The sequence below is a fragment of the Microbacterium stercoris genome, assembly GCF_017592545.1.
Classification (GTDB): Bacteria; Actinomycetota; Actinomycetes; order Actinomycetales; family Microbacteriaceae; genus Microbacterium; species Microbacterium stercoris.
Genome location: NZ_JAGFOA010000004.1, coordinates 219,986 through 246,792, shown reverse-complemented (window position 1 = coordinate 246,792; position 26,807 = coordinate 219,986). Strand labels below are relative to the sequence as shown.

Annotated in this window: 24 protein-coding genes and 2 tRNA genes; 8 read left to right on the top strand and 18 right to left on the bottom strand. The window is 69.5% G+C overall.

The window, feature by feature from the left end:
- The first annotated feature begins 128 nt into the window (after positions 1 to 128).
- Positions 129 to 1,478 carry an MFS transporter gene (locus tag J5V96_RS11370; RefSeq protein WP_208503845.1) on the top strand — a complete coding sequence of 450 codons (1,350 nt, stop codon included), beginning with the start codon at positions 129 to 131 and terminating at the stop codon, positions 1,476 to 1,478.
- Positions 1,479 to 1,581: 103 nt separating this feature from the next.
- Here the strand turns inward: J5V96_RS11370 and J5V96_RS11365 are convergent.
- From J5V96_RS11365 to rplU, 11 genes are all read right to left on the bottom strand, one after another.
- Positions 1,582 to 1,657, bottom strand: a tRNA-Ala gene (locus J5V96_RS11365).
- 52 nt (positions 1,658 to 1,709) lie between these two features.
- Positions 1,710 to 1,785 (bottom strand) — tRNA-Ala (locus J5V96_RS11360).
- 44 nt (positions 1,786 to 1,829) lie between these two features.
- The gene (gene rsfS / locus J5V96_RS11355) at positions 1,830 to 2,228 is read right to left on the bottom strand and encodes a ribosome silencing factor (RefSeq protein ID WP_208503843.1); all 399 of its coding nucleotides are present in this window, start codon (positions 2,226 to 2,228) and stop codon (positions 1,830 to 1,832) included.
- Positions 2,228 to 3,538: a hypothetical protein gene (locus J5V96_RS11350; protein ID WP_208503841.1), complete on the bottom strand. Its 1,311-nt coding sequence runs from the start codon at positions 3,536 to 3,538 to the stop codon at positions 2,228 to 2,230. The genes rsfS and J5V96_RS11350 overlap by 1 nt, the downstream gene beginning before the upstream one ends.
- A complete protein-coding gene (gene nadD / locus J5V96_RS11345; protein ID WP_307793601.1) occupies positions 3,535 to 4,134 on the bottom strand; it encodes a nicotinate-nucleotide adenylyltransferase in 600 nt (199 codons plus the stop codon). Before nadD ends, J5V96_RS11350 begins: the two co-directional genes overlap by 4 nt.
- Before the next feature lie 11 nt (positions 4,135 to 4,145).
- Positions 4,146 to 4,373 carry a hypothetical protein gene (locus J5V96_RS11340; RefSeq protein ID WP_208503839.1) on the bottom strand — a complete coding sequence of 76 codons (228 nt, stop codon included), beginning with the start codon at positions 4,371 to 4,373 and terminating at the stop codon, positions 4,146 to 4,148.
- 58 nt (positions 4,374 to 4,431) lie between these two features.
- On the bottom strand, positions 4,432 to 5,718 hold the full coding sequence (locus tag J5V96_RS11335; protein ID WP_208503837.1) for a glutamate-5-semialdehyde dehydrogenase: 1,287 nt from the start codon (positions 5,716 to 5,718) through the stop codon (positions 4,432 to 4,434).
- Complete coding sequence (gene proB / locus J5V96_RS11330; protein ID WP_208503835.1) at positions 5,715 to 6,527, bottom strand: glutamate 5-kinase; 813 nt, start codon at positions 6,525 to 6,527, stop codon at positions 5,715 to 5,717. Before proB ends, J5V96_RS11335 begins: the two co-directional genes overlap by 4 nt.
- Positions 6,524 to 8,053 (bottom strand): GTPase ObgE, encoded by a 1,530-nt coding sequence (gene obgE, locus J5V96_RS11325; RefSeq protein ID WP_208503833.1) that lies wholly within the window; start codon positions 8,051 to 8,053, stop codon positions 6,524 to 6,526. Before obgE ends, proB begins: the two co-directional genes overlap by 4 nt.
- 92 nt (positions 8,054 to 8,145) lie before the next feature.
- Positions 8,146 to 8,400: a 50S ribosomal protein L27 gene (rpmA, locus tag J5V96_RS11320; protein ID WP_055991412.1), complete on the bottom strand. Its 255-nt coding sequence runs from the start codon at positions 8,398 to 8,400 to the stop codon at positions 8,146 to 8,148.
- Between the two features lie 24 nt (positions 8,401 to 8,424).
- Positions 8,425 to 8,733 (bottom strand): 50S ribosomal protein L21, encoded by a 309-nt coding sequence (rplU, locus tag J5V96_RS11315; protein WP_208503831.1) that lies wholly within the window; start codon positions 8,731 to 8,733, stop codon positions 8,425 to 8,427.
- 224 nt (positions 8,734 to 8,957) lie between these two features.
- On the opposite strand from rplU, the gene J5V96_RS11310 reads away from it, so the two are divergent.
- Positions 8,958 to 9,230, top strand: a complete 273-nt coding sequence (locus J5V96_RS11310; RefSeq protein ID WP_208503830.1) for a DUF4031 domain-containing protein — start codon at positions 8,958 to 8,960, stop codon at positions 9,228 to 9,230.
- A 44-nt stretch (positions 9,231 to 9,274) separates the two neighbouring features.
- Here J5V96_RS11310 and J5V96_RS11305 read toward each other — a convergent pair whose 3' ends face one another.
- The gene (locus tag J5V96_RS11305; protein ID WP_208503827.1) at positions 9,275 to 11,836 is read right to left on the bottom strand and encodes an Rne/Rng family ribonuclease; all 2,562 of its coding nucleotides are present in this window, start codon (positions 11,834 to 11,836) and stop codon (positions 9,275 to 9,277) included.
- A 327-nt stretch (positions 11,837 to 12,163) separates the two neighbouring features.
- Here J5V96_RS11305 and J5V96_RS11300 point away from each other — a divergent pair, with 327 nt between their 5' ends.
- Positions 12,164 to 12,706 (top strand): vitamin K epoxide reductase family protein, encoded by a 543-nt coding sequence (locus J5V96_RS11300; protein ID WP_236014783.1) that lies wholly within the window; start codon positions 12,164 to 12,166, stop codon positions 12,704 to 12,706.
- Between the two features lie 61 nt (positions 12,707 to 12,767).
- Here the strand turns inward: J5V96_RS11300 and ndk are convergent, their stop codons facing one another.
- Genes ndk through ileS form a run of 4 tightly spaced genes read right to left on the bottom strand, consistent with a single transcriptional unit; the run spans position 12,768 to position 18,328 of the window.
- A complete protein-coding gene (gene ndk / locus J5V96_RS11295; RefSeq protein WP_208503822.1) occupies positions 12,768 to 13,181 on the bottom strand; it encodes a nucleoside-diphosphate kinase in 414 nt (137 codons plus the stop codon).
- 40 nt (positions 13,182 to 13,221) lie between these two features.
- A complete protein-coding gene (locus tag J5V96_RS11290; protein ID WP_236014752.1) occupies positions 13,222 to 13,632 on the bottom strand; it encodes a DUF4233 domain-containing protein in 411 nt (136 codons plus the stop codon).
- Positions 13,629 to 15,008: a bifunctional folylpolyglutamate synthase/dihydrofolate synthase gene (locus J5V96_RS11285; RefSeq protein WP_307793598.1), complete on the bottom strand. Its 1,380-nt coding sequence runs from the start codon at positions 15,006 to 15,008 to the stop codon at positions 13,629 to 13,631. The genes J5V96_RS11290 and J5V96_RS11285 overlap by 4 nt, the downstream gene beginning before the upstream one ends.
- Entirely contained in the window at positions 15,005 to 18,328 is a 3,324-nt protein-coding gene (gene ileS / locus J5V96_RS11280; RefSeq protein WP_208503818.1) for an isoleucine--tRNA ligase, read from the bottom strand. Before ileS ends, J5V96_RS11285 begins: the two co-directional genes overlap by 4 nt.
- 232 nt (positions 18,329 to 18,560) lie before the next feature.
- Here ileS and J5V96_RS11275 point away from each other — a divergent pair, with 232 nt between their 5' ends.
- The 4 genes from J5V96_RS11275 (at position 18,561) to J5V96_RS11260 (ending at position 23,743) form a co-directional block, all read left to right on the top strand.
- Positions 18,561 to 19,217, top strand: coding sequence for a pentapeptide repeat-containing protein (locus tag J5V96_RS11275; RefSeq protein WP_208503816.1), 657 nt, complete (start codon positions 18,561 to 18,563; stop codon positions 19,215 to 19,217).
- Between the two features lie 119 nt (positions 19,218 to 19,336).
- A complete protein-coding gene (valS, locus tag J5V96_RS11270) occupies positions 19,337 to 21,907 on the top strand; it encodes a valine--tRNA ligase (protein WP_208503814.1) in 2,571 nt (856 codons plus the stop codon).
- Positions 21,907 to 22,116: a hypothetical protein gene (locus J5V96_RS11265; protein ID WP_208503813.1), complete on the top strand. Its 210-nt coding sequence runs from the start codon at positions 21,907 to 21,909 to the stop codon at positions 22,114 to 22,116. The genes valS and J5V96_RS11265 overlap by 1 nt, the downstream gene beginning before the upstream one ends.
- A 7-nt stretch (positions 22,117 to 22,123) precedes the next feature.
- On the top strand, positions 22,124 to 23,743 hold the full coding sequence (locus tag J5V96_RS11260; RefSeq protein ID WP_208503811.1) for an ABC-F family ATP-binding cassette domain-containing protein: 1,620 nt from the start codon (positions 22,124 to 22,126) through the stop codon (positions 23,741 to 23,743).
- An 18-nt stretch (positions 23,744 to 23,761) separates the two neighbouring features.
- On the opposite strand, the gene J5V96_RS11255 is transcribed toward J5V96_RS11260, so the two are convergent.
- Both J5V96_RS11255 and J5V96_RS11250 read right to left on the bottom strand, forming a co-directional pair.
- Positions 23,762 to 23,980 carry a hypothetical protein gene (locus J5V96_RS11255; RefSeq protein ID WP_208503809.1) on the bottom strand — a complete coding sequence of 73 codons (219 nt, stop codon included), beginning with the start codon at positions 23,978 to 23,980 and terminating at the stop codon, positions 23,762 to 23,764.
- The gene (locus J5V96_RS11250; RefSeq protein ID WP_208503807.1) at positions 23,977 to 24,576 is read right to left on the bottom strand and encodes an ArsR/SmtB family transcription factor; all 600 of its coding nucleotides are present in this window, start codon (positions 24,574 to 24,576) and stop codon (positions 23,977 to 23,979) included. The genes J5V96_RS11255 and J5V96_RS11250 overlap by 4 nt, the downstream gene beginning before the upstream one ends.
- A gap of 98 nt (positions 24,577 to 24,674) precedes the next feature.
- On the opposite strand from J5V96_RS11250, the gene J5V96_RS11245 reads away from it, so the two are divergent.
- Complete coding sequence (locus J5V96_RS11245; protein ID WP_208503805.1) at positions 24,675 to 26,738, top strand: M3 family metallopeptidase; 2,064 nt, start codon at positions 24,675 to 24,677, stop codon at positions 26,736 to 26,738.
- Positions 26,739 to 26,807: the final 69 nt, after the last annotated feature.

Genomic DNA, 26,807 nt, shown 5'->3' with positions numbered 1-26,807 from the left:
CCGGGCCGTCCCTCCCCCGAACCTACCCGCTGACTGCGCGCCAAGTCGGGCGCCGTGCGCGTTGCGAGCCGCCCTGCTACGGTGTGCGAGTGCGCAATGGTGCGTACACCAACGAAAGGAACGAGCCGATGTCGACTCGTCAGCTCTCAGTCCTCACGCGCTCGACAGCCATCCCCTCCCACGGCCGACGGGCCTCGGTCGCGGGGTTCATCGGCTCAGCGCTCGAGTACTACGACATGTACATCTACGCGTCCGCGGCGACGCTCGTCTTCACGCGGGTCTTCTTCCCCGACCACGGCGCCACGGGACTGCTGCTGTCGCTCGCGACCTACGGCGTCGCGTACGTCGCCCGTCCGCTCGGTGGCGTGCTGGCGGGATGGATCGGCGACCGCTTCGGGCGCCGATCCATCATGATGCTCACGCTCCTCGTGATGGGCATCGCGACGTTTCTCATCGGCTGTCTGCCGACCTTCGAGTCCGTCGGCCTCTGGGCCCCCGCGATGCTCGTGGCGCTGCGCATCCTGCAGGGCCTGTCGGTCGGTGGCGAGGCTTCGGGTGCGACCTCACTGACGCTCGAGCACGCTCCCCATGATCAGCGCGGCCTATACACCTCGTGGATGGTGAACGGCATCTGGGTGGGCTACATCCTCGCGACGCTCGCCTTCCTCGCCGTGGCGACGCTGCCCGAGGAGGCGCTCTACAGCTGGGGCTGGCGGGTGCCGTTCTGGGCGAGTGCCGCACTCGTCATCGTCGGCGTGATCGTGCGCCGTGCACTGGTCGACCCGGAGGCCTTCGTCACCGAGAAGGCACAGGGTCGTATCGCGAAGGTGCCGCTCGGCGAGGTGCTGCGCAACCAGCCGTGGGATGTGCTGCGAGTCGTGGTGGCCGCCCTGCTGCTCGTCATCAGCTCGACCGTCCCGGTCTGGGGGCTCGCGTATGCCAAGAACGTTGTGGGACTCGACCCGTCCGTCATGCTCTGGGCGGTGGTGTGCGGTTACGCGACCGCCCTCGTCTCGCAGCCCCTGTTCGCCGCGCTGAGTGACCGGATCGGCCGCAAGCCGGTTCTCATCGGCGGGAACCTGCTGGGCGCGGTGACCGTGTGGCAGTTCTTCTGGGCCGTCGGCTCCGCGGACATCCCGATGATCTACGTGGGCATCTTCCTCACGATCACCCTGTCGCTCGGCGCGACCAATGCCGTGTACCCGGTGTTCTTCAGCGAGATGTTCAATGTGCGGTATCGCGTGACCGGCATGGCCGTCGGACTGCAGCTCGGCCTGGTTCTCACCGGGTTCTCCCCGTCGATCATCGAGGCCTGGTCCAGCGCGAACGGCTCGGCGTGGTGGCCGGCCGCGCTGTACACATCGCTTGCGTGCGTGCTGTCGGCGATCGCCGTGGCGACCTCGCGAGAGACGTTCCGCACTCCGCTCCACGAGCTCGGAGAAGGCCTCACGCCGCACGGGGGCGCTGTGAACGGGTGAGCCCGCGGCGGTCGGCCCCGAGCGGGAGACGAGAACCTTCCGGGGCCGACCGCGCCGCAGGCAGTCGCAGAAACACAAAATCCCCGGCTCAGCCGGGGACTCTTGGTGGATCTGAGGGGACTCGAACCCCTGACCCCCTGCATGCCATGCAGGTGCGCTACCAGCTGCGCCACAGACCCAGAGCCGAGATCGCGGATCTCGGCAGTGGAAAACCCCCGGGAACGGGGGCTTTGGTGGATCTGAGGGGACTCGAACCCCTGACCCCCTGCATGCCATGCAGGTGCGCTACCAGCTGCGCCACAGACCCAGGTGCTGCCCGGTAGAAGCCCCGGACAACTCATTCAGATTACATCAGCCCTGAGCGTTGGTGAAATCGGGGTCCTCGGTCGGGCGCGTCGCGATCTCGAAGGGCACCGTCGGGCAGTCCTTCCAGAGACGCTCCAGTGCGTAGAACGCGCGCTCCTCCTGGTGGAAGATGTGCACGACCAGATCACCGAAGTCGAGGAGCACCCAGCGCGACTCGGCGCGCCCCTCACGGCGAAGGCGCTTGTAGCCGCCCTCGACCATCTTGTCCTCGATCTCATCGGCGATGGCGGCGACGTTGCGCTCGTTGCGTCCGGTGACGATCAGGAAGGTGTCGACGAGCGGCAGCGGCTCGGAGACGTCGAGAGCCACGAGGTCCTCGCCGCCCTTCGCGTCCGCGGCGTTGACCGCGATGTCGAGCATGTTCAGCGATTCGGCAGAGGCCATCAGCCCAGAACTCCTGTTGTAAAGGCGGCGACCACCACGCCGATGAGTGCGATGCCCAGCACGCCCGCCGTGATGCCGAGGATGAGGGTCAGGCGGTGAGACTTCTCCGGAGCCGGCGGGCGGATCACCTCCGCGGGGCTCTTCGAAGTGCTCACCGCGTTCGTCGCGGCGATCGGAGTCGGCGACGACGCGAGAGGGATCTCCCCGTCGATCAGCACAACGTCCACATCCTTGCCGTCGGTGGATCCGGCCGCGTGGCCCGTCGATCCGTATCCGTCGGGAAGCTGGTGGGTGCGGGTGATCAGGATCTCCCCGGTCGCGTCGATCGGCGCGGAGAGCGGGATCGAGCCCGGATCCGTGGCCAGGATCAGCGCGCTGGATGCCGCGGCAGAGCCGCTCGAGTCGGCGGCGGCCTGCGACAGGATCTCCTCGAACGACGACGGGGCGTCGGAGGAGGCGGGCGTGTCGAGCACCGCGGCGCCGAATCCGGGGGCCACCACGTGACGCTCGTCGGGCGCCTCGGACGGAGTGGCGACCTCGGAGATGGCGGCCTCGATCGGCGCATCCTCGGCGACGAAGAGCGTCTCCACGGCCGCATCGGCGAACTGCTCCTCCGGACGCGGATGCTCGGCGTCGTGATCGGTCGCCTGAGCCTCCGCGGCATCCGCGTCGGCTGCGGCCTCGGCGACCGGGTCGACATCGTGATCTTCGAAGACGAGCTCGGCCGACGGTGTCGCGGGCTCGGCCTCGGGGGTCTCCTCGAAGAACGGCACCTCGACGACTTCGTAGAGGACCGAGGTCTCGCTCTCACCGACGACCTTCGTCTGGATCGCCGCGAGGTGGGGGTTCGTGTCGATGTCACCATCCACCTCGCCGCGCTCAGCGGCAACGGCGGCCTCCTCGGCCTGCTCAGGCGTGACGACGGCCACCTGATTGGTGCGCAGGCGCTCGATCTCGCGGATCTCGCGGCGCGTGAGCCGCGGCCCCCCGTCGGCGGGCGCGAACGGCAGCGGGGCCGACGTCTCCTGGGCAGCCGCGGTCAGAGCGGCGGCTTCCTCGGCCGCGCGGGTCTCATCGGCCAGGCGGGCCTCTTCGGCCGCGTGCGCTTGTTCCGCTGCGCGGGCCTCCTCAGCGAGGCGGGCCTCCTCCGCGGCACGCGCGTCGGCGGTGGCGATCGCCTCGCCCTCACCGCGGGCGGCCTCGGCGGCCCGAAGGTCGTCGGCTGTGATCACCGGCGTCTGCCCGGTCAGCTTCAGCTCGCGCAGCTGCCGACGCGTCAGCGGCCGCGACGTCTCGTCCGGTGTGCTCATGCGTTGCTCCGATACAGGTGATGCTTCGCGATGTACTGCACGACTCCATCCGGTACGAGGTACCAGACGGGAAGTCCACGGCTGACGCGCTCTCGGCAATCCGTGGATGAGATGGCCAGTGCGGGGATCTCGAGCTGACTCACATCACCGCTCGGCAGGCCCTGCACGTCGAGCACGTGGCCTGGGCGGGAGACGGCGACGAAGTGGGCGAGACCCCACAGTTCATCGTGGTCTCTCCAGCTGAGAATCTGCGCCACGGCGTCCGCACCCGAGATGAAGAACAGTTCGGCGTCGGGTCGCTCGGCCTTGAGGTCGCGAAGGGTGTCGACGGTGTAGGTGAGCCCATCGCGGTCCACGTCCACCCGACTCACGGTGAAGCGGGGGTTCGACGCGGTCGCGATGACCGTCATCTCGTACCGCTTCTCGGCGGGCGAGACCTCTTGCTTCTGCCACGGCTGACCAGTGGGCACGAAGACGACCTCATCGAGGTCGAAGGACTGCGCGACCTCGCTGGCTGCCACCAGGTGACCATGATGAATGGGATCGAACGTCCCACCCATCACGCCGATCCTCGGCGGCCTCGCCTGCTGCGTCACGCGCGACGACCTTAGTGGCCGTGTCCCGTCTCGTGGTCGTGGTGTCCGTGCTCGCCGTGAGCGTGCGCCTCGGCGTGCTCGACGTGACGGTTCGACACATTGCGGTACGACGCGGTCACGAGGGCCAGGAGGGTGAACACGACCGCGGCGATGAAGAACGCCGGCAGTGTGGCGAGCATGGGGTTGCCCTCGTGTTCGGTCTCAGCGGCGGCGGCGATGATCGCTGCGGCGAGGTGCATTCGTGCTCCGTTCAGTCTGTGGCACGGACATATGTGACGTGCTGATCAAGCTTATCGTTCAGATCCGGACCTGCCCGGCGCCACGACCGAGCCACTTCGTGCTCGTCAGCTCCGGAAGTCCCATGGGGCCGCGCGCGTGCAGCTTCTGGGTCGAGATGCCGACCTCTGCGCCGAACCCGAACTCGCCGCCGTCTGTGAAGCGGGTCGACGCGTTCACGAGCACCACAGCCGAGTCGACCTCCGCGAGGAAGTGCTCGGCGTTGGCCAGGTCGTTCGTGATGATCGACTCGGTGTGACCGGTCGAGTAGCGGCGGATGTGCGCGATCGCGTCGTCGAGGGTGTCGACGACCTTGAAGGCGATGTCCAGGCTCAGGTACTCGGTGGCCCAGTCGTCTTCGGTGGCGGGCACGATGCCGCTCGCGAGTTGCTGCACGGTTTCATCGCCATGGATGGTCACGCCCTCGGCCTGCAGCGCGGCCGACACCGGACCGACCAGCCGCTCTGCGGCGCCGCGCAGCACGAGCACGGTCTCGGCGGCATTGCAGACGCTGGGACGCTGCACCTTGGCGTTGACCACGATCTCGCGAGCCCAGTCGTCCCGAGCGCTCTCGTCGAGCACGATGTGCACGTTGCCCGCGCCGGTCTCGATGACGGGCACGGTCGATTCGGTGACGACGGTCTCGATGAGGCCGGCGCTGCCGCGGGGCACGAGCACGTCGATGAAGCCGCGCCCGTGCATCAGCGCCTTCGCGCCATCGCGACCGAACGCGTCGACCGACTGGATGATCTCGGGCGTGATGCCCCGAGCCTCCAGCGCGTCGCGCATCACCCGCACGAGCACGGTGTTCGACGAGAGGGCAGCGCTGCCGCCGCGGAGCACGACCGCATTGCCGGAGCGCAGCGCGAGGGCGGCGATGTCGACGGTCACGTTCGGGCGGGCCTCGTAGATCGCGCCCACGACCCCGAACGGCACGCGCACCTGCTCGAGGTTCACGCCGTTGGGCATCCGGTGGCCGCGGATGACCTCGCCGACGGGATCGGGCAGCTTCGCGATGTCGCGGAGCGCATCGGCGAGACCCGCCACGCGCTTCTCGTCGAGGCGCAGCCGGTCGAGCAGGCCGGCGCCGATCTCATTGCGCTCGCCACGGGCGAGATCCTCGGCATTGGCCGCGATGATCCGGGCCGAGTTCGCGAGGAGAGCGTCGGCGATCGCGTCGAGAGCCGCGGCCTTCTTGCCACTGGTGAGGCGGGCAGCGGCGCGAGCGGCCTCCTTGGCCAGGCGCAGCCGATCCTGCGGGGTGTCGGCGGCAGTGTCGGCGGAGACCGGGGACTCGACGATGCTCATTGGGCGAGTTTACCGAGCGAGGCGGGCGAGGGCGCGGGGGCGAACCAGGTGCCGACGTGGTTGCCTGCGAGGGCGTCGGCGACCAGATCGGCGCTCGTCACCAGCGTGCCGATGCCGTTCGCGGCCGCGAGCCGCGCCGCGGAGACCTTGGTCGCCGCTCCCCCGGTGCCGACGCTGTTGACGACCACAGACCCGAACTCGAGCGCCGACAGGTCGGCGTCGTGGGCGATGACGTCGAGGGGCTCCGCGCCGGGCTCCCCAGGAGGGCGCGTGTACAGGTGCGCGATGTCGCTGAGCAGCACGAGCGCGTCGGCCGAGACCAGGCGCGCGACGAGGGCCGCCAGGCGATCGTTGTCGCCGAAACGGATCTCGTGCGTCGCGACCGTGTCGTTCTCGTTCACGATCGGCAGGATCCGCAGATCCAGCAGGCGCTCGAGGGCGCGCTGGGCGTTGCTGCGGTGCGTCGGGTCCTCGAAGTCGCCGGCGGTGAGCAGGATCTGTCCCGCGGTGATGCCGAACGGACGCAGCGCCTCCTGGTAGCGGTAGACGAGCACGTTCTGACCGACGGCCGCCGCTGCCTGCTGCGTGGCCAGGTCGGTGGGTCGCGACGCCAGGTCGAGGAACGGCATGCCCGTCGCGATCGCCCCCGACGACACCAGCAGCACCTCGGCACCCCGACGGTGTGCGTCCGCAAGCGCCTTCACGAGCATCGGGATGCGCCAGGAGGCCTCACCGCTGATCGACGAGGAGCCGACCTTCACAACGATGCGCTGAGCGGATGCGATGTCCGCCCGGTCCTGCACGATCACGCCTGGTCGCCCTCGCCCTCGAAGTCGTCGCCGTCGATGTCGGTGCGCTTGGCGCGACGAAGCTCATCGGCCTCGGCACGCGCCGCGGCACGGGCGTCCTGACGCGCGTGGTACTGCTCGCGACGCTCATTGCTCGTGCGGCGCGAGTTCTGCAGCATGCGCGGGTCGAGGCCGCGCGGGGCCTGCATCAGCTCGGCGACCGCGCCGATCGCGGGCTCCCAGTCGAAGACGATCGACTCGCCCTCGCCGATGAGCACCGTCGAGCCGGGCGTCGCGCCCGCGCGGTACAGCTCGTTGTCAATGCCGAGCTTGTCGAGACGGTCGGAGAGGAAGCCAACGGCCTCTTCGTTGGTGAAGTCGGTCTGCTGCACCCAGCGCACCGGCTTCTCCCCCACGATCCGGTAGATGTTGCCGTACGAGCCGCCCTCGACCTTGACCTCGAACTCGCGCTGGGAGCCCTTGGGACGGATCACCACACGCGGCTGCGGGGCGACGGCCGGAGCCGCCTTGCGCTCGGTGTCCACGATCTCGCCGAGCGCGAAGGTCAGCTCGCGCAGTCCCTTGCGGGCGACGGTCGAGATCTCGAACACGCGGTAGCCCAGCGCCTCGAGGTCGGGACGGACGAACTCGGCGAGCTCCTCGGCCTCGGGCACGTCGATCTTGTTCAGCACAACCACCTGAGGGCGCTCGAGCAGGGGCGTCTGGCCCTCGGCGACGGGGTACGCGCCGAGTTCGGCGCGGATGGTCTCGAGGTCCGACAGCGGGTCGCGACCGGGCTCGAGCGTGGCGCAGTCGAGCACGTGCACCAGCACCGAGCAGCGCTCGACGTGACGGAGGAACTCGAGGCCGAGGCCGCGTCCCTCGCTCGCGCCCTCGATGAGGCCCGGGACGTCGGCGACGGTGTACCGGATGTCTCCGGCCTGCACAACGCCGAGGTTCGGGTGCAGGGTCGTGAACGGATAATCGGCGATCTTGGGGCGCGCCGCGGAGATCGTCGCGATCAGGCTCGACTTGCCGGCGGACGGGAAACCGACGAGCGCCACGTCGGCGACGGTCTTGAGCTCGAGAACGAGATCGCCCTCCCAGCCCGGCTCACCGAGCAGCGCGAATCCCGGCGCCTTTCGCTTCGGGGTCGCGAGCGCGGCGTTGCCGAGACCGCCCTTGCCGCCGGGCGCCGCGACGAAGCGCATGCCCGGTTCGATCATGTCGACGAGCACCTCGCCCGACGGATCCTTGACGACCGTGCCCACAGGCACCGGCAGCTCGAGGTCCTCGCCCTGGGCACCGGAGCGCATGTCGCCCATGCCGAAGCCGCCGTTGCCGGCGGAGCGGTGCGGCGAGTGGTGGTAGCTCAGCAGGGTCGTCGTCTGCGGGTCGGCGACGAGGATGATGTCGCCGCCGTCGCCGCCGTTCGCCCCGTCCGGGCCGCCGAGCGGCTTGAACTTCTCGCGACGCACCGAGACGCAGCCGTTGCCGCCCTTGCCGGCACGCAGGTGAAGCGTGACCTCATCGACGAACGTGACCATGGTGATCCGACTCCTGCCAGAGATAAAGAAGGACGGGACGAGCCGAAGCCCGCCCCGTCCCGCAGATTGGTTATCGCGCTGCGACGAGCTGATTACTCGCCGGCGACGATGTTGACGACCTTGCGGCCGCCCTTGTTGCCGAACTCGACCGCACCGGCGGCGAGGGCGAACAGCGTGTCGTCGCCACCGCGGCCGACGTTGGCGCCCGGGTGGAAGTGCGTGCCACGCTGGCGGACGAGGATCTCGCCCGCGCTGACGACCTGGCCGCCGAAACGCTTCACGCCCAGTCGCTGGGCGTTGGAGTCGCGACCGTTACGGGTGGAGCTTGCGCCCTTTTTGTGTGCCATCTCTCAGATCCTCCGAATCGGGACTTACTTGATGCCGGTGATCTTGACGCGCGTGAGGTCCTGGCGGTGGCCCTGGCGCTTCTTGTAGCCGGTCTTGTTCTTGAACTTCTGGATGACGATCTTGGGACCGCGGAGGTTGCCCACGACCTCGGCCGTGACCTTGACCTTCGCGAGCTTCTCAGCGTCCGTCGTCACGTTGTCGCCGTCGACGAGAAGGACGGCGGCGAGCTCGATCGTCTCGCCCGCAGCGGCCTGCTGACGGTCGAGCTGAACGATGGTGCCGACCTCGACCTTCTCCTGACGGCCGCCGGCGCGCACAACTGCGTAAACCACTTCACACCTTGTTTCATTGGGGAGCCTCATCCGGCTCCGGGATCTCACTGAAGACTTCGCTTGCTCTCGCTGGCCGCGAGGGGCGCCTGCAAGGCTTTTGCGGCGACGTCGTCGGGGACGCGCAACACAGGGGGCGCACCAAAGGAATACTCTACCGGATCGAACCGGAAACCGGCAAAAGCGCCGGGCAACGTCACAGGGTGTGTCGCGGATACGATCGAGCGATGGCGATCCTGGTCGACGACCCCATCTGGCCCAACCACGGCCGACTGTGGGCTCATCTCGTGAGCGACTCCGAACTGGCAGAGCTGCACGCGTTCGCGGCGGCTCAGGGCGTGCCGCCGCGAGCCTTCGACCGCGACCACTACGACGTCCCCGAGGACATGATCCCGCGCCTCGTGGCCGCAGGCGCCCTCCCCGTATCCGGCAAGGCCCTCGTCCGCGCGCTGATCGCCTCGGGACTGCGAGTCACCGCACGGGAGCGGCGCAACGGCTGACGCCCTCCGGCGATGCCGGAGGGCGTCAGCGTGTGCGACCGGGATCAGCCCTCCGCGGGCTGCGCCGGGGTCACCGACACGGCCGTGCCGGTCAGCGCCGCCGTGGTGACGCGACGGCTGCGGCTGCGGCCCTGACCGGGGGCCTTCGGCTCGGGGAGCGCATTGAGAACCGAGTCCAGCAGCTGCGCCGTAGGCGACTTGTCGGCCTGGGGCTGCGAGGGCGACTGCGACGACGACGGGCGGTCCTGCGAGCGGTCGCCGCGATCGGACGCGCGCTTGCGACGCGGCTTCTTGGGGCGGTCCTGACTGCCCTCGGCCTCCTGACGCGACGGCGTGCGCGGCCCCTCGGGCAGCTCGATGAGCACGTCGGGGTGCGTCTCGACCTTGTCTGCGGGGTGGATGGTCGACGCCGCGATCTGAGCGAGCGCCGACTTCACGCCCTCGGTGATCACGTGCGTGCCGGCCACACCGGCCGCGGCACTCGGCTGCTGGCCGTTGCCGCCCGACTGCTGCTGCCCGTTCGACGAGCCGCCACGCGAGCGACGCCCGGAGTGCGAGCCGCTGCGCTCGGCGGGCGCCGCCGTGGCGCGGTGCTTGACCACGGGGTCGTGGTGCACGATGACGCCGCGACCCGCGCAGACCTCGCACGCCTCGCTGAACGTCTCGAGCAGGCCGAGGCCGAGCTTCTTGCGGGTCATCTGCACAAGCCCGAGCGACGTCACCTCGGCGACCTGGTGCTTCGTGCGGTCACGGCTGAGGCACTCGACCAGGCGACGCAGGACGAGATCGCGATTCGACTCGAGCACCATGTCGATGAAGTCCACGACGATGATGCCGCCGATGTCGCGCAGGCGCAGCTGGCGCACGATCTCCTCGGCAGCCTCGAGGTTGTTCTTGGTGACCGTCTCCTCGAGGTTGCCACCGGATCCCACGAACTTGCCGGTGTTGACATCGACGACCGTCATCGCCTCCGTGCGGTCGATGACGAGGGATCCACCCGACGGAAGCCAGACCTTGCGGTCGAGAGCCTTCTCGATCTGCTCGGTGATGCGGAAGCGGTCGAACGGATCCTGCTCGTCCTCGTAGTTCTCGATGCGGTCGAGAAGGTCGGGGGCGACACCCTCGAGGTAGCTCGTGATCGTCTGCTGGGCATCGGATCCCTGGATCAGCATCTTCGTGAAGTCCTCGTTGAAGACGTCGCGGACGATCTTGACCAGCAGGTCGGGCTCGCTGTGCAGCAGGGTCGGGGCGTTGCCCTTCTCGACCATCGCGCTGATGTGCGCCCACTGCGAGGTGAGGCGGTTGACGTCGCGGGTGAGCTGGTCCTCGGTGGCGCCCTCGGCGGCCGTGCGCACGATGACGCCCGACGACTCGGGCAGCACCTCCTTGAGGATCTTCTTCAGGCGCGAGCGCTCCGTGTCCGGGAGCTTGCGCGAGATGCCGTTCATCGCACCGCCCGGCACGTACACGAGGTAGCGGCCCGGCAACGAGATCTGGCTCGTCAGGCGCGCGCCCTTGTGGCCGACCGGATCCTTCGTGACCTGCACGAGCACCTTGTCACCCGGCTTGAGGGCGAGCTCGATGCGCCGCGGCTGGTTGCCGGTCTCGACCGAATCCCAATCCACCTCGCCCGAGTAGAGCACCGCGTTGCGTCCGCGGCCGATGTCGACGAACGCCGCCTCCATGCTCGGGAGGACGTTCTGCACGCGGCCGAGGTAGACGTTGCCGATGAGCGACGCGTCCTGGCTGCGCGCGACGTAGTGCTCGACCAGGACGTTGTCCTCGAGCACGGCGATCTGCACACGACCGCTCTTCGAGCGGACGATCATCTGGCGGTCGACGGCCTCACGACGCGCGAGGAACTCCGCCTCCGTGACGACGGGGCGGCGCCGGCCGGCCTCTCGTCCGTCGCGACGGCGCTGCTTCTTCGCCTCGAGCCGGGTGGAGCCCTTGATGCGCTGCGGCTCGGTGACCACCTCGACGACCCGCTGACGCGGACGCCGCGGCTGGCTCTCGACGATCTCGGTCGAGCCGCCCTGGTCGCCCTCGCCCTCGTCGCCACCACGACGGCGACGACGACGCGACGACCGGCCGCTCTCAGCGTTCTGGGTCGGCTCGGGCAGCGGCGGGAGCAGCGCGACATCCGGCGCGTAGAAGTGCAGCGCGGTCGAGACCTGCGACACGAACTCCTCGGGCAGCAGCCCCAGGCTCACGGCCGTGGGAAGCGCCGGCTTCTCGGGCTCGGCTTCCGGCTCAGCCTCGGCGGCCTGCGACTGCGCGGCCGTCTCAGCGGTCGTCTGATCCGGCTCGCCGGTCTCACTCTGAGCGGCCTCAGTCTCGGCGTCGACCGGCACGGCGGTCTCCTCGGCGGCCTCCACGGAAGCGGCGGGCTGCCCGGCGGGGCCAGCCTGCTCGGAGTCGGCCGACTGACCCGCGGTCGCGACCGGCTCGGCAGACTCGGCCTCGGCGACCGGCGCCTCGCTCTGCTCCGCGCTCGGCCCGGCCTCGGCTGTGCCCTCGGCATCCGCCGTCTGCGGCTCGACCGTCACCGCGTCAGAAGCCGCGTCGAAGGTGCTGTCGTCGTGTTCAGTGTTCTGTTCAGCCATCGCTGGCGCACTCCCTGCGGGCGAACATCCGCGCGTCGCCCGGAAAACTCGTGCGGCCCGCCTCGGCGGTGCCGCGAACTCTATCGGCCTGCGACCGGCTCACGGCTCTGGTCGCGCGGGTCATCTCTGCCCCGAAGTCTGCAATCGACACTGTCGCGGCGCGGCCGCGATATGCGTCAGAGGTCATTATCGCACTGCGAACGCGCAACTGCGCACGCAATGTCCTCTCCGCGCGATCCGTGGCCTGTGCAGAGCGTCTTCTCAGAGGGCGAGAATGGACCCGTGACCGAGAAGCGCTCCCGCCCCGTCGTCCTCGCCGTCTGGCTCATGATCGCCGGAGTCATCGGCTGGTGGGCGGCCTTCGAGCTCACCGTCGAGAAGATGGTGCAGCTCGCCGACCCGGGTGCGGCGGCCGGCTGCGACTTCAGCGTGCTGGTGCAGTGCAGCGCGAATCTCGGCTCCTGGCAGGGCTCGGTGTTCGGATTCCCGAACCCGATCCTGGGTCTCGCCGGCTGGGTCGCTCCCGTCGTCGTGGGCGCGGCGATCCTGGCGGGAGCGCGCTTCGCGAAGTGGTTCTGGATCCTGTTCCTCGCGGGCATGACCTTCGCGGTCGCCTTCGTGTGCTGGCTGATCGGACAGAGCATCTTCTCGCTCGGCACGCTCTGCCCGTGGTGCATGGTCACGTGGGCCGTCACCTTCCCCACCTTCTACGCCGTGCTGCTCCACGTGCTGCGCATCATCGGCACGGGCCCGATCTCGCGCGGAGCCGACAAGCTGATGGGCTGGCTGCCCGTGCTGACGGTGGTCAGCTACGCCGTGGTCGCCGTGATCGCGCAGCTGCGACTGGACGTGCTCGAGAACCTGTTCTGACGGCACGCGAAAGGCCCGGATCCGCGGATCCGGGCCGTTCGCGTTGCAGGCGACGGTCGCGTCAGAACCAGATGGCGAGCTCGCGCGCAGCCGACTCGGGCGAGTCGGAGCCGTGGACGAGGTTCTGCTGCACGGCGAGACCCCAGTCGCGGCCGAGGTCGCCGCGGATGGTTCCCGGGGCGGCCGTGGTCGGGTCCGTGGTCCCGGCGAGCGAGCGGAAGCCCTCGATCACGCGGTTGCCGGCGAGGCGGATGGCCACAACGGGGCCGGACATCATGAACTCCAGCAGCGGCTCGTAGAACGGCTTGCCCTCGTGCTCGGCGTAGTGCTGGGCGAGCAGGTCGCGGCTGGGCTCGACGAGGCGGATGTCGACGAGCGAGTAGCCCTTCGCCTCGATGCGGGCGAGGATCGTGCCGGTCAGCCCGCGGGCGACGCCGTCCGGCTTGACGAGGACGAGGGTCTCTTCGGTGGCCATGTCTTCTCTCGTTTCGATGCGTTTTCGTAGGTGATGCGGATCAGTTCGAGTCGTCGGCGCGTTCGTCCGCGAGACGCTGCGCCGTCAGGCGCTGCTCGATGCGTCCGCCTCCGATCGTCGCATACGCCCACATCCCGCCGAAGACGAGCGTGACGACCAGGATCCCCGGGACGAAGATGGCGCCGAGGGCCACAACGACCTGGAGAACCCAGCCGATCGCGAATCCGGACGGGCGGCTCAGCAGACCGGCGCATGCGAACATCGCGAGGCCGACGACCGCTCCCGCCACGATGCCCCACCAGTCGGGCACGGGCTCGGGCAGCGCGCCGAGGCCGTAGATGACGAGACCGGCGAGAAAGACGACGATCGCCTCGAAGCCGAGCACGACCTGGCCGAGCTTCTCCGGCAGCGAGCGGTAGCGCGGGGCGCGGGGCGCGGGAGCGTCGGTCATGCGCGCCACCCGGCCTTCCAGTCCTCGTCGTCCGCGAGCGAGATCGCCTCGCCCGCGAGCACCACGGATCCGGTGATGGCGACCGCTCGCCGCGGCGACCCGGCCGCCCATTCGCGTGCCGCGTCGGCGGCGTCCGCGAGCGCCGGGTGCACCGTGACCCGCAGGCCGGCGCTCTCGACGAGGTCGGCGAGCGCATCCGGATCGGTCGCGCGATCCGAATCGGGGGCGGTGGCGAACACGTGCGCCGCGATCGGGCCGAGCTCGCGCAGGATGCCGATGGCGTCCTTGTCGCCGAGCACGCCCAGCACAAGACCCCACTCGTCGAAGTCGAACGACTCCTTCAGGGCCGCGGCCAGGGCCGCCGCGCCGTGCGGGTTGTGCGCGGCGTCGACGAGCACGGTCGGCTCGATGCCGAGCAGCTGCAGGCGCCCGGGCGATGTCGCCTCTGCGAGACCCTCGGTCAGGATCTCCCCGGGCACCGCCTGAGCGGCGTCTCCGATGAGCGACTCGACGGCAGCGATGGCGAGAGCGGCGTTCGCGCCCTGATGACGCCCGTAGAGCGGCAGGTACTCCTCGGGGTACTCCCCCGCGAGGCCCTTCACGGTGATGAGCTGGCCGCCCACCGCGAGCTTGTCCTCGACGAGCGCGAAGCCCTCGCCCTCGAAGGCGATCTCCGCCCCCTTCTCCGCCGCGACCGCGCGCAGCACGGCCTCGGCCTCGGGCGACTGCCGGGCCGACACGACGCGCGCGCCGTCCTTGATGATGCCCGACTTCACGGTCGCGATCTCCGTGATGGTCTCGCCGAGGCGATCCGCATGATCCAGATCGATCGGCGTGAAGACCGCGACATCGCCGTCGGCGGTGTTGGTCGAATCCCACGCGCCGCCCATGCCGACCTCCAGCACCAGGACGTCGATGGGGGCATCGGCGAAGGCGACGAACGCGAGCACCGTGAGCAGTTCGAAGAACGTCAGCGGCTCCTCGCCCTTCGCCTCGAGCTCGGCGTCGACGATGGCGACGAAGGGCTCGATCTCGTCCCACGCGGCGGCGGCCGCCGCATCGGCGATCGGCTCGCCATCGATGCGGATCCGCTCGGTCCAGCGCTCGAGGTGAGGGCTCGTGAACAGTCCGGTGCGCAGCCCGTGGGCGCGCACGAGGCTCTCGATGATGCGACTCGTCGACGTCTTGCCGTTGGTGCCGGTGACGTGGATCACGCGGTACGTGCGCTGCGGGTCGTCGAGAAGCTCGAGCACGCGCGCCGTGCGCTCCATGCGCGGCTGCACCCAGCGCTCCCCCGCGCGGCTCAGCAGCGTCTCGTAGACCCTGTCGGCCCGCCGGCGCTCCTCGGGCGTGCTCTCGATGATGTCGTCGCTCACTGCGCTGCTCCGATCCGGCTGACGGCGACCGCGAAGTCACCGGCGTTGGCGTACGTGCCCGCCTTCACCACGACGGTGTGCTCGGCGGCACCGGCGTCCGCGCCGTCGACGACGGCGAACTCGACGGCGAGCGTCTCGCCCGCGACGTCGGCGACCTCGGCGGCGGACCGCACGGCGGCGGCATCAGCCGCGTCCGAGAAGGCCAGCGTCAGGCGGATCCGGTCGGAGACGTCGAAGTCGGCGGCCTTGCGGGTGTCCTGCACGGCGCGGATCACGTCGCGCGCCAGACCCTCGGCCTCGAGCTCGGGCGTCGTCGTGGTGTCGAGCAGCACGAAGCCGCCGGTCGGCAGCAGTGCGAGCGCCTCACCCTCCGGTCGGCCGGCGGTCTCGAGCACGAGCTCGTACTCCCCCGGCTCGAGCGCCAGGCCGTCGACGGTGACAACGCCGTCCTGTTCGGTCCAGAAGCCCTCGCGTGCGGCCTTTATCGCCTGCTGCACCTGCTTGCCCAGGCGCGGTCCCGCGGCGCGCGCGTTGATCGTGAGGCGGTGCGAAATCCCGTACTCGGCACCCGTGTTCTCCCCCAGGGCGACGAGCTCGACGGCCTTGACGTTCAGCTCGTCGCGCAGGATGTCCTCGAACTGGCCGAGACCCTCGTGAGCGGTGACGACCGTGAGCTTGGCCAGGGGCAGGCGCACGCGCAGCCCCTCTTTCTTGCGGAGGGCGTTCGCGACGCTCGAGGCCTCGCGCACGGCGTCCATGGCCTCGCGGATGTCCGCCGCGGCCGGGAACGCCGTGGCGTCGGGCCAGTCGGTCAGGTGGACCGAGCGGCCGCCCGTCAGCCCCTGCCAGATGCGCTCCGACACAAGCGGGATCATCGGGGCCGCGACGCGGGTGAGCGTCTCGAGCACCGTGTAGAGGGTGTCGAAGGCCTCGGTCGACTTCGGGTCGTCGGTCACGCCCGTCCAGAAGCGGTCGCGCGAGCGGCGGATGTACCAGTTCGTCAGCACCTCGGCGAAGTCGCGCAGGCGGGCCGCGGCCGTGGTCGAGTCGAGCACGTCGAGGTCGGCGGCGACATCGCGCACCAGGTCGCCGAGCAGCGCCAGGATGTGGCGGTCGAGCACGTCGGTCGACGCGGTGGACCACTTCGCCTCGTAGCCGGATCCCGCGGGCCCGCCCGCCGCGTTCGCGTACGTCGAGAAGAAGTAGAACGAGTTCCACAGGGGCAGCAGGAACTCCCGCACACCCGAGCGGATGCCCTCCTCGGTGACGATGAGGTTTCCGCCGCGCAGCACGCTCGACGACATCAGGAACCAGCGCATCGCATCGGATCCGTCGCGGTCGAAGACCTCCGACACGTCCGGGTAATTGCGCAGCGACTTCGACATCTTCTGACCGTCGGAGCCCAGCACGATGCCGTGGCACGAGACACCCGAGAATGCCGGACGGTCGAACAGCGCCGTCGACAGCACATGCATCACGTAGAACCAGCCGCGCGTCTGGCCGATGTACTCGACGATGAAGTCGGCCGGCGAGTGCGAATCGAACCACTCCTGGTTCTCGAACGGATAGTGCACCTGCGCGAACGGCATGGAGCCCGAGTCGAACCACACGTCGAACACGTCCTCGATGCGGCGCATGGTGCTCTGGCCCGTGGGGTCGTCCGGGTTCGGGCGCGTCAGGTCGTCGATGTACGGACGGTGCAGGTCCACCTCGCCCTGCTCGTTGAGCGGGAGGCGGCCGAAGTCACGCTCCAGATCCTCGAGCGAGCCGTAGGCGTCGACACGCGGATAGTTCGCGTCATCCGACTTCCAGATCGGGATCGGCGAGCCCCAGAAGCGGTTTCGGCTGATCGACCAGTCGCGCGAGCCCTCGAGCCACTTGCCGAACTGGCCGTCCTTGACGTTCTCGGGGGCCCAGGTGATCTCCTGGTTGTGCTCGAGCAGGCGGTCCTTGACGTCCGTGACGCGTACGAACCAGCTCGACACCGCCTTGTAGATGAGGGGGTTCCGGCAGCGCCAGCAGTGCGGGTACGAGTGCTCGTACGATGCGAGGCGCAGCAGGCGACCGTTCTGGCGCAGCAGGCGCACGAGCGGCGTGTTGGCGTCCATCCAGAGCTCGCCCGCGACATCCGAGACCACATCGAGGAAGCGGCCGTCGTCGCCCAGGGAGATGATCGTCGGGATGCCCGCCGCGTCGCTCAGGCGCTTGTCGTCCTCACCGAAGGCCGGTGCCTGGTGGACGATGCCGGTGCCGTCGCCGGTCGAGACGTAGTCGTCCACCAGGATCTGCCAGGCCTTCTCGGTGCCCCAGGTGTCGGTGTCGGCGTAGTAGTCGAACAGGCGCTCGTAGGTGACGCCGCCGAGGTCGGCACCCGTGACGAGAGCGCGCACGGCGGCCTTCGCCTCATCCGCCGACTCGTAGCCGAGGTCCTTGGCGTAGCCGCCGAGCAGGTCCTCCGCGAGCAGGAACTCGGCGCCCTCCGCGCCCTCCTTCGCGCCGTTCGGGCCGACGGGCAGCACGGCGTACGTGATGGCCGGGCCGACCGCGAGGGCGAGGTTCGTCGGGAGCGTCCACGGGGTGGTCGTCCAGGCCAGGGCGCGGACGCCCTCGAGACCCAGCTCGGCCGCCTTCGCACCCGTGAGCGGGAAGCTCACCGTCACGGACGGATCCTGACGCATCTTGTAGACGTCGTCGTCCATCCGCAGCTCGTGGTTCGACAGCGGCGTCTGATCGCGCCAGCAGTACGGGAGCACGCGATAGCCCTCGTATGCGAGGCCCTTGTCGTAGAGCGTCTTGAACGCCCACAGCACGCTCTCCATGAACGACGTGTCGAGCGTCTTGTAGCCCCGCTCGAAATCGACCCAGCGCGCCATGCGGTTGACGTAGTCCTGCCACTCGCGCGTGTATGCGAGCACCGACTCGCGGGCCTTCGCGTTGAACGCATCGATGCCCATGGCCTCGATCTCGCTCTTCTCGGTGATGCCGAGCTGCTTCATCGCCTCGAGCTCGGCCGGCAGGCCGTGGGTGTCCCAGCCGAAGACGCGGTCGACCTTCTTGCCGCGCATCGTCTGGAAGCGCGGGAAGAGGTCCTTGGCGTAGCCGGTGAGGAGGTGGCCGTAGTGCGGCAGGCCGTTCGCGAACGGCGGGCCGTCGTAGAAGACCCACTCGTCGGCGCCCTTGCGCTGCGCGATCGAGGCGCGGAAGGTGTCGTCCTTCTCCCAGAACGCGAGCACATCGCGCTCGACGTCGGGGAAGCGGGGGCTCGGGACGAGAGCCTGATCGGCGGCAGGGCCGAAGGCGGAGGGCTTCGGGTAGGTCATCTTCACTCCAGCAGATCCGGATCGGTCTGCGAGGACGGGCACTCGCCCGCGGTACCACCCCGCTTGCGACCCCATGCCGGAGCCGCCGCTCTCACTGCGGCTGTGACGGGCCTGCCCCGCGCGGTTCTACTGAGGCCGGAGCCCGTTCTTCCGCGAGCTCCCCGGTGATATCCGGATCGACGCTGCTCCCACGATTCTACGCGGTGTCGGCGGCCCTCGGTACCGTGGGCTCATGATCAAAAAGAGCTCGGGTCCGATCGCTCCGCGGGTGTCCGCACCCGATCTGGCGGCGGTGCTCACCGAGGCGTCCCCCGCGCGACACGGCGACTTCCACCAGGCGCGCTTCGCGGAGCTCCAGGGCAGGGTCGAGCTCGCGCACTCGTCTCTCGAGGAGTGTGCGATCGAGTCGTCCTCCGTCGAATCGCTCGATCTCGCCGGCGCCACACTGCTCGACGTGACGATCTCAGACCTGCGCGCCGCGTCCGTCTCCATGCGTGACACGACGATCCGACGACTGCGCATCACGGGCGGGCGCATCGGCACTCTCGATCTGCTGGGCTCCCGCGTCGCCGAGCTCGAACTGCGCGACGTGCGCATCGACTACCTGACGCTCGGCGGTGCACGGGCCGAGGACGTGCTGATCGCCGGCTGCACGCTGCGCGCCCTCGACCTCCCGCAGGCGACACTCACCCGCGTGGCCTTCGAGGACTCGCGCGCCGACGAGGTCGATCCCCGCGGCATGCGCTGCGCCGCGGTCGATCTGCGCGGCCTCGACGCCCTCTCGTTCCTCGACGTGATGTCGCTTCGCGGGGTCACCCTCACCTCGCTCCAGGTCGAGCGCCTCGCCCCCGTCTTCGCCGCCGCGGCGGGCGTCGACGTCCGGGACTGAGCCGCACGGGGATCCGGACACGGCCCAGCCGGGTCTGGCGGGCACGACCGGTAGACTGGGCGCACAACCCCCACACTCAGGCACGCAGACACCGTGCCGTCTATAACGAGGAGATCCTTATGGCCGCCATTCCCGAAAAGCCCGCGCTCGAGGGTCTCGAATCCAAGTGGGGAACCGCGTGGGAAGAGCAGGGAACGTACCTGTTCGACCGTGACGCGGCCAAGGCCGTCGGCCGCGCCGGCGTCTACTCGGTCGACACGCCGCCTCCGACCGCGTCGGGCTCGCTGCACATCGGCCACGTGTTCTCGTACACGCACACCGACGTGAAGGCGCGTTTCGAGCGCATGCGCGGCAAGACCGTGTTCTATCCGATCGGCTGGGACGACAACGGCCTCCCGACCGAGCGCCGCGTCCAGAACTACTACGGCGTGCGCTGCGATCCGTCCCTCGCCTACGACGCCGACTTCGTGCCGCCCTTCAACGGCGACGCCAAGAGCCTGAAGGCCGCCGACCAGGTGCCGGTCAGCCGCCGCAACTTCATCGAGCTCTGCGAGAGGCTCACGGTCGAGGACGAGAAGACCTTCGAGGAGCTGTGGCGCGACCTCGGTCTCTCGGTCGACTGGACGCAGACCTACCGCACGATCTCGGAAGAGACGATCCGCACGAGCCAGCTCGCGTTCCTGCGCTCGGCCGACCGCGGCGAGGCCTACCGTGCCCTCGCCCCCACCCTCTGGGACATCGACTTCCGCAGCGCCATCGCGCAGGCCGAGCTCGAGGACCGCGAGCAGCAGGCTCAGTACCACCGGCTCGCCTTCGGCAAGACCGACGGATCCGGCGACATCGAGATCATGACGACGCGCCCCGAGCTGCTGGCCGCGTGCGTCGCCCTCGTGGCCCACCCCGAGGACGAGCGCTACAAGGCGTACTTCGGCAAGACCGTGACCACGCCGGTCTTCGGCGTCGAGGTGCCGGTGCTCGCGCACCCCCTCGCGCAGCAGGACAAGGGATCCGGCATCGCCATGGTCTGCACCTTCGGCGACGTCACCGACATGATCTGGTGGCGCGAGCTCGACCTGCCGATCCGCACGATCATCGGCCTCGACGGCCGCGTCGTGGCGGATGCCCCCGAAGCCATCACGAGCGAGGAGGGCAAGGCGGCCTACGCCGAGCTCGTGGGTCTCACCGTCTTCAGCGCGAAGAAGAAGATGGTCGAGCTGCTCGAGGCCGCCGGCGGCCTGCTCGAGGTCGGCAAGCCCTTTATGCACCCGGTGAAGTTCTTCGAGAAGGGCGACCGCCCGCTCGAGATCGTCTCCACCAAGCAGTGGTACCTCACCAACGGCGCGCGCGACGAGAAGCTCAAGGAGCGCCTCCTCGAGCTCGGCCGGCAGATCGAATGGCACCCCGAGTTCATGCGCGTGCGCTACGAGAACTGGGTGAACGGGCTCTCGGGCGACTGGCTCGTGTCGCGTCAGCGCTTCTTCGGCGTGGCGATCCCGGTCTGGTACCGCCTCGATGAGAACGGCGAGCAGGGCGAGGTCATCTACGCCGACGTCGCCCAGCTGCCCGTCGACCCCTCCACGGATGTACCGACCGGCTTCACCGCCGAGCAGCGCGGCGTTCCCGGTGGCTTCGTCGGAGAGACCGACGTGCTCGACACGTGGGCGACCTCCTCGCTGACGCCCCAGATCGTGGGCGGCTGGCAGCGCGACGAGGAGCTGTGGAACCTCGTGGCGCCGTTCGACGTGCGCCCGCAGGGCCAGGACATCATCCGCACCTGGCTGTTCTCGACGCTGCTGCGCAGTGCCCTCGAGGACGACCGCACCCCGTGGGCCCACGCGTCGATCTCCGGATTCATCGTCGATCCCGACCGCAAGAAGATGTCGAAGTCGAAGGGCAATGTCGTCACGCCCGCGGACATCCTGGCGCAGCACGGATCCGACGCGGTGCGCTACTGGGCGGCCTCCAGCCGTCTCGGCACCGACGCCGCGTTCGACCCGCAGAACCCGACGCAGATCAAGATCGGCCGACGCCTCGCGATCAAGCTGCTCAACGCGGCGAAGTTCGTCCTGTCGTTCCCGGTCCCCGAGGGCGCCGAGATCACCGACCCGCTCGACCTGTCGATGCTCGCCGGCCTCGACCGGGTCGTCGCCGACGCCACCACGGCGCTCGAGGCGTACGACCACGCGCGCGCTCTGGAGCTGTCGGAGTCGTTCTTCTGGACGTTCTGCGACGACTACCTCGAACTCGTCAAGGAGCGCGCCTACGACCAGGAGAACCCGGGGCAGGCGTCGGCGGCACTGGCCCTGCGCACCGCCCTCGAGACGCTCACGCGCCTGTTCGCGCCGGTGCTCTCGTTCGCGTCCGAGGAGGTGTGGTCCTGGTTCCAGGAGGGCTCCGTGCACACCGCCGCCTGGCCGACGCCGTCGGGCATCGAGGGCGACCTCGCCGTGCTCACCGCCGCCTCGGAGGCCCTGATCGGCATCCGCCGCGCGAAGACCGAAGCGAAGGCGTCGCAGAAGACCCCGGTCGCCGTCGCGTCCATCACCGCCCCCGCCGCCACAGCCGCGGCGCTTCGTCGCGTGAGCGGCGATCTCAAGGCCGTCGGCCGCATCGCCGAGCTCGAGATCACCGACGGCGAGGAGTTCGCGGTGACGCGCATCGATCTCGCCGAGACGGAAGCGCCCGCCTGATGCAGCTCGGCACCCGATGGAGCGCGGGCGGGGACATCCCCGCCCGCGTCCCGGCCGTCCTGCACGACGCGATCCGCGCGGTCGAGGCGCAGGGCGCGACCGGATCCTGGACGCTGACCTTCCTCGAGGGGCGTCCGCTGGCCGAGCTGGATGCGGGCTTCGAGGTCGCGCTGCACGCGGACGGATCGGTCACGACGGAGCGGTTCTGAGGCGCGTATGCATCTCATCGCGTCGGAGCTGACGTTCTCCTACCCCGGACGCCCCGTCATCCGCGGGGTGAACGTCGGCATCTCCGAGGGTGTGCGGCTCGGCATCGTCGGCGAGAACGGGTCAGGCAAGTCGACCCTGCTGCACCTGCTGGCCGGCGACCTCACGCCCTCCGGCGGAGAGATCCGCCGGCAGGGCACGATCGCGCTCGTCGAGCAGGAGCTCCATCCCGAGCCGGGCCAGACGATCGGCGACCTGGTGCAGACGGCGCTCGCCGGTGTGCGCGCCGCGTCCGCCGCTCTGGACGAGGCCGTCGCGGCCTTCGACCACGAGTCGGGCGACCTCGCGGCGCTTCAGCGTGCCCTCGCGAACGTCGAGCACCTCGCCGCGTGGGATGCGGACCGTCGCGTCGACGTCGCGCTCACGCGGTTGGGCGCACCCCGCGATCCCGCGCTGAAGCTCGCCGAGCTGAGCGTCGGACAGCGATTCCGCGTGCGTCTCGCCTGCCGCCTCGCCGAGCGCAGCGACCTGCTGCTGCTCGACGAGCCGACGAACCACCTCGACGACGCCGCCATCGCCTTCCTCACCACGGAGCTGGCCGCCTGGCGCGGCGGTGTGGTCGTCGTCACACACGATCGCGAGCTGCTGGATGACGTGGCCACGGCGATCCTCGACCTCGATCCGTCCTGGGATGGCAAGCCGGTGCTCTACGGGCAGCCCGGCTACCTCTCCTACCGTTTCGCGAAGAACCAGGCACTGCACAGGTGGCGCCAGCGGTACGCGGCCGAGCGCCAGCGCGCCGAGAAGCTCGCCTTCCGCCTCGATCGCACCTACGAGGGGCTGTCGGATGAATGGCGACCGCCGAAGGGCTCCAACAAGCACCGCCGCCAGACGGGTGCCCGCATCCATGTGAAGGCGGCCGACAGGCTGGTGCAGAAGCTCGAGGCCGAGGCGATCGAGGTGCCCGTGCCTCCCGTGGAGCTCGCTTTCCCCGACCTGCCCGCAGCGTCCCCCGACTGGGACCGCTCCCGGCCCGTCATCGATCTGCGCTCGCCCCGCGTCGGCGATCGTCTTGACCTTCCGGGCACACGCATCGACATCACGGCCTCCGGTCGCCTGCTCATCACCGGGCCGAACGGCAGCGGGAAGTCGACCCTGCTCGCCGCGCTCGGCGGCGCGATCAAGCTCGACCGGGGCGTCCGCGAGGTGATCCCCGGCGCCCGCATCGGCGTGGTGCGCCAGGAGAGTCCGCGGCTGGCGGGCCCGGCGGCCCAGCGCACGGGCTTCAAGGCCTACGGGGAAGAGGCTCTGGCCCTGCTGAAGACGGGCGAACTGGACCCGGATCTCGTGGTGCCGATCGCGGCTCTCGGGCTGCTGTCCGAGGAAGAGCTCGATCGCCCGATCGGCGAGCTCTCGGTGGGGCGGCGTCGCCGGTTCGAACTCGCTCGTGCGCTCGTGCACGTTCCGCACGTGCTGCTGCTCGATGAGCCGACGAACCACCTGTCCATCGATCTCGTCGACGAGTTGACACGCGCGCTGCGAGTGACGCCCGCCGCGGTGGTCATCGCGACGCACGACCGCCGGATGCGCGACGAGCTCGCCGACTGGCCTCGGCTCGAGCTGAGCTGAGGTCTTGCGCGCGGCGTGTCAGAAGAGCCGCGGCACGTCGTACGCGATCGCGCGCATGGCTCGCATTCGCGTGTCAGCCAGCGCGCGCTCGCGCTCGAGGTCGGCGAGCAGGCGGGCATCGCGCCGCATGGCGCGGCGATGGATGTGCGCGGCGAGGTCATCGGCGGCTCGCAAGAGGATGCGCTCCGTCGCCGTGATGCGCATTGCGGACGGTCGGGGCAGCGTGACGGCGGTCATGAGGCACCTCCGAGAGGAGAGAGCGGGAACAGGTCGGCCCGGATGCTCACGACGCGCACGTCGTCGCCCTCCTGGTCGCGGTGACGCTCACCGGCTTCGGTGATGAGCGCTTCGATGCGTTCCGCCAGCTCTCCGAGCTGCGCGGCCGTCATCCTGGTGGTCGTCGTGAAAGAGGAGCTCACATCGCGCCATTCCTCCGGCTCACGGTCCACACGGCGGGTGAAGAAGTCGGTCGTGTCCTCGTTGCGAAGGCGGTGGAACTCGGAGGTAGCCGCCTGCAGCGCCGCACGTCCGGCGGGGGTGCGCGTCTCCTCCGTGTCGCCCCACGATGTCTGGCCACGGGGGCGCTCCCACCAGCGCTCACGCCCCACGCTGCGCTCAGGAATCTCGCGGATCAGGTCCTGCTTGGCGAGAATGCGCAGATGGTAGCTGGTGGACCCCGACGACTCCCCCGTCAGCTCCGCGAGCGTGCTGGACGTCTGCGGACCGTGCTGGCTGAGGATGTCGAAGATGCGCATGCGCAGCGGGTGCCCGAGGGCCCGAAGTTCGGCGACGCCGAGCACCCTGCGCTCGCGCGGCTTCTCGTTCTCATCCATGAGGACGACGATAACAATGCAAAGAGATCTTTGCAATCATTTCTTTGCATACTGTTCTTTGCAAGGAATCCTCGGCACTCGCTCAGTAGAGTCGATGCATGACTGACGACGCCGTCTTCAACCCGCTGCTCGCCCCGTCTCCGCTTCCCTACGGCGTGCCCGACTACGCCGCTATCCGGCCTGAGCACTACCTGCCGGCATTCGAGGCGGCGTTCGCGGAGCACCGGGCGGAGATCGAGGCGATCGCAACGGATCCGGCGGATCCCACCTTCGAGAACACGCTGCTCGCGCTCGAGCGCGCGGGCGCCCAGCTGGAGCGGGTGATCCTGGCGTTCTACACGGTCAGCTCCGCCGACGCGACCGCCGAGATCCAGGAGATCGACGAGAAGCTCGCGCCGCTGATGTCCGCCCACAATGACGCGGTCACCCTCGACGGACGCCTCTACGCGCGCATCAGCGCCGTGCACGACCGGCTCGATCAGCTCGATCTCGACGACGAGGGGCGCCGTCTCGTGGAGCGCCATCTCCGCGAGCGCACGCACGCCGGCGCGGCGCTCGACGAGCAGGCCAAGGCACGTCTGACAGACCTCAACCGCCGTCTGTCGGAACTCACCACGCAGTTCGAGAAGAACCTGCTCGCCGACACCAACGAGCTCGCGGTGTCCTTCGCGGCGGAGGCCGAGCTCGACGGGCTCAGCGCGGGCGAGCTGTCGGCGGCGGCCGAGGCCGCCCGTGAGCGCGGGCTCGACGGGCGCTATCTGGTGACACTCACCCTGTTCTCCGGACATCCCTACCTCGAGCAGCTCGCCGACCGCGTCTCGCGGGAGCGCATCATGACGGCGTCTCGCGCACGGGGTTCGCGCGGCAACGCGAACGACAACAGCGACGTGCTGCTGCAGATCGTGCGGCTGCGAGCCGAGCGCGCGGAGCTGCTCGGCTACCCGTCGCACGCCGCTTACGTCACCGCCGACCAGACCGCGGGGACACCGGAGGCCGTGCATCGCCTGCTGCGCGAGCTGGCCGTTCCCGCCGCGCGTAACGCCCAGCGGGAGAAGGCCGCCCTCCAGCGCCTCATCGACGAGTCCGAGAGCACGCCCTACGCGCTCGAGGCGCACGACTGGGCCTTCTGGACCGAGAGGGTGCGCGCCGCCGAGTACGACCTCGACGCGGCCGCCCTGCGACCGTGGTTCGAGGCCGAACGGGTGCTGATCGACGGCGTGTTCCGTGCCGCCACACTGCTGTACGGCCTCACATTCCGGGAGCGCGCGGACATTCCGGCGTATCACCCGGACGCCCGCACGTTCGAAGTCTTCAATGAGGACGGCACGCCTCTCGGGCTCTACGTACTGGATCTCTACACGCGCGATACCAAGCGCGGCGGAGCGTGGATGAACTCGATCGTGAAGCAGTCACGCGTGCGCGGCACCCAACCGGTCGTTGTGAACAACCTCAACGTTCCCAAGCCCGCGCCCGGGCAGCCGACCCTCCTCACACTCGACCAGGTGACGACGCTGTTCCACGAGTTCGGACACGCACTGCACGGCCTCTTCGCCACGGTCACCTACCCCCACTTCGCTGCCACCGCGGTGCACCGCGACTTCGTGGAGTTCCCGAGCCAGGTCAACGAGATGTGGATCCTGTGGCCCGAGGTGCTGGCCTCATACGCCATCCACCATGACACGGGCGAACCGCTCCCCGGCCACCTCGTCGACCGGTTGCGAGCCACCGAGACCTTCAACCAGGGCTTCGCGACGAGCGAGTATCTCGCCGCGGCGTGGCTCGATCAGGCGTGGCATTCGCTGTCGGCCGCCGACGCCGCCGAGGTCACCGATGTCCGGGCGTTCGAGGCGGCGGCGCTTGCCGACATCGGTCTCGACGAGCCCGCGGTGCCGACGCGATACTCGTCCACCTACTTCGCCCATGTCTTCTCCGGCGGCTACAGCGCCGGCTACTACTCGTACATCTGGGCCGAGGTGCTCGATGCCGACACCGTCGAGTGGTTCCGCGAGCACGGCGGACTGCTCCGCGCCAATGGCGACCGTTTCCGCGAGCGACTTCTCGGTGTCGGCGGGTCGAAAGACCCGCTCGAGGCCTACCGCGACTTCCGTGGCCGCGATGCGGAGATCACGCCGCTGCTGGCGCGCCGCGGCCTCGGCGCCTGATCCGTACCCCTCTGTCGTCCGTCGGATCGAAGGTCTACGCTTCGCGCAGGATCACGGACGGAGTGCACC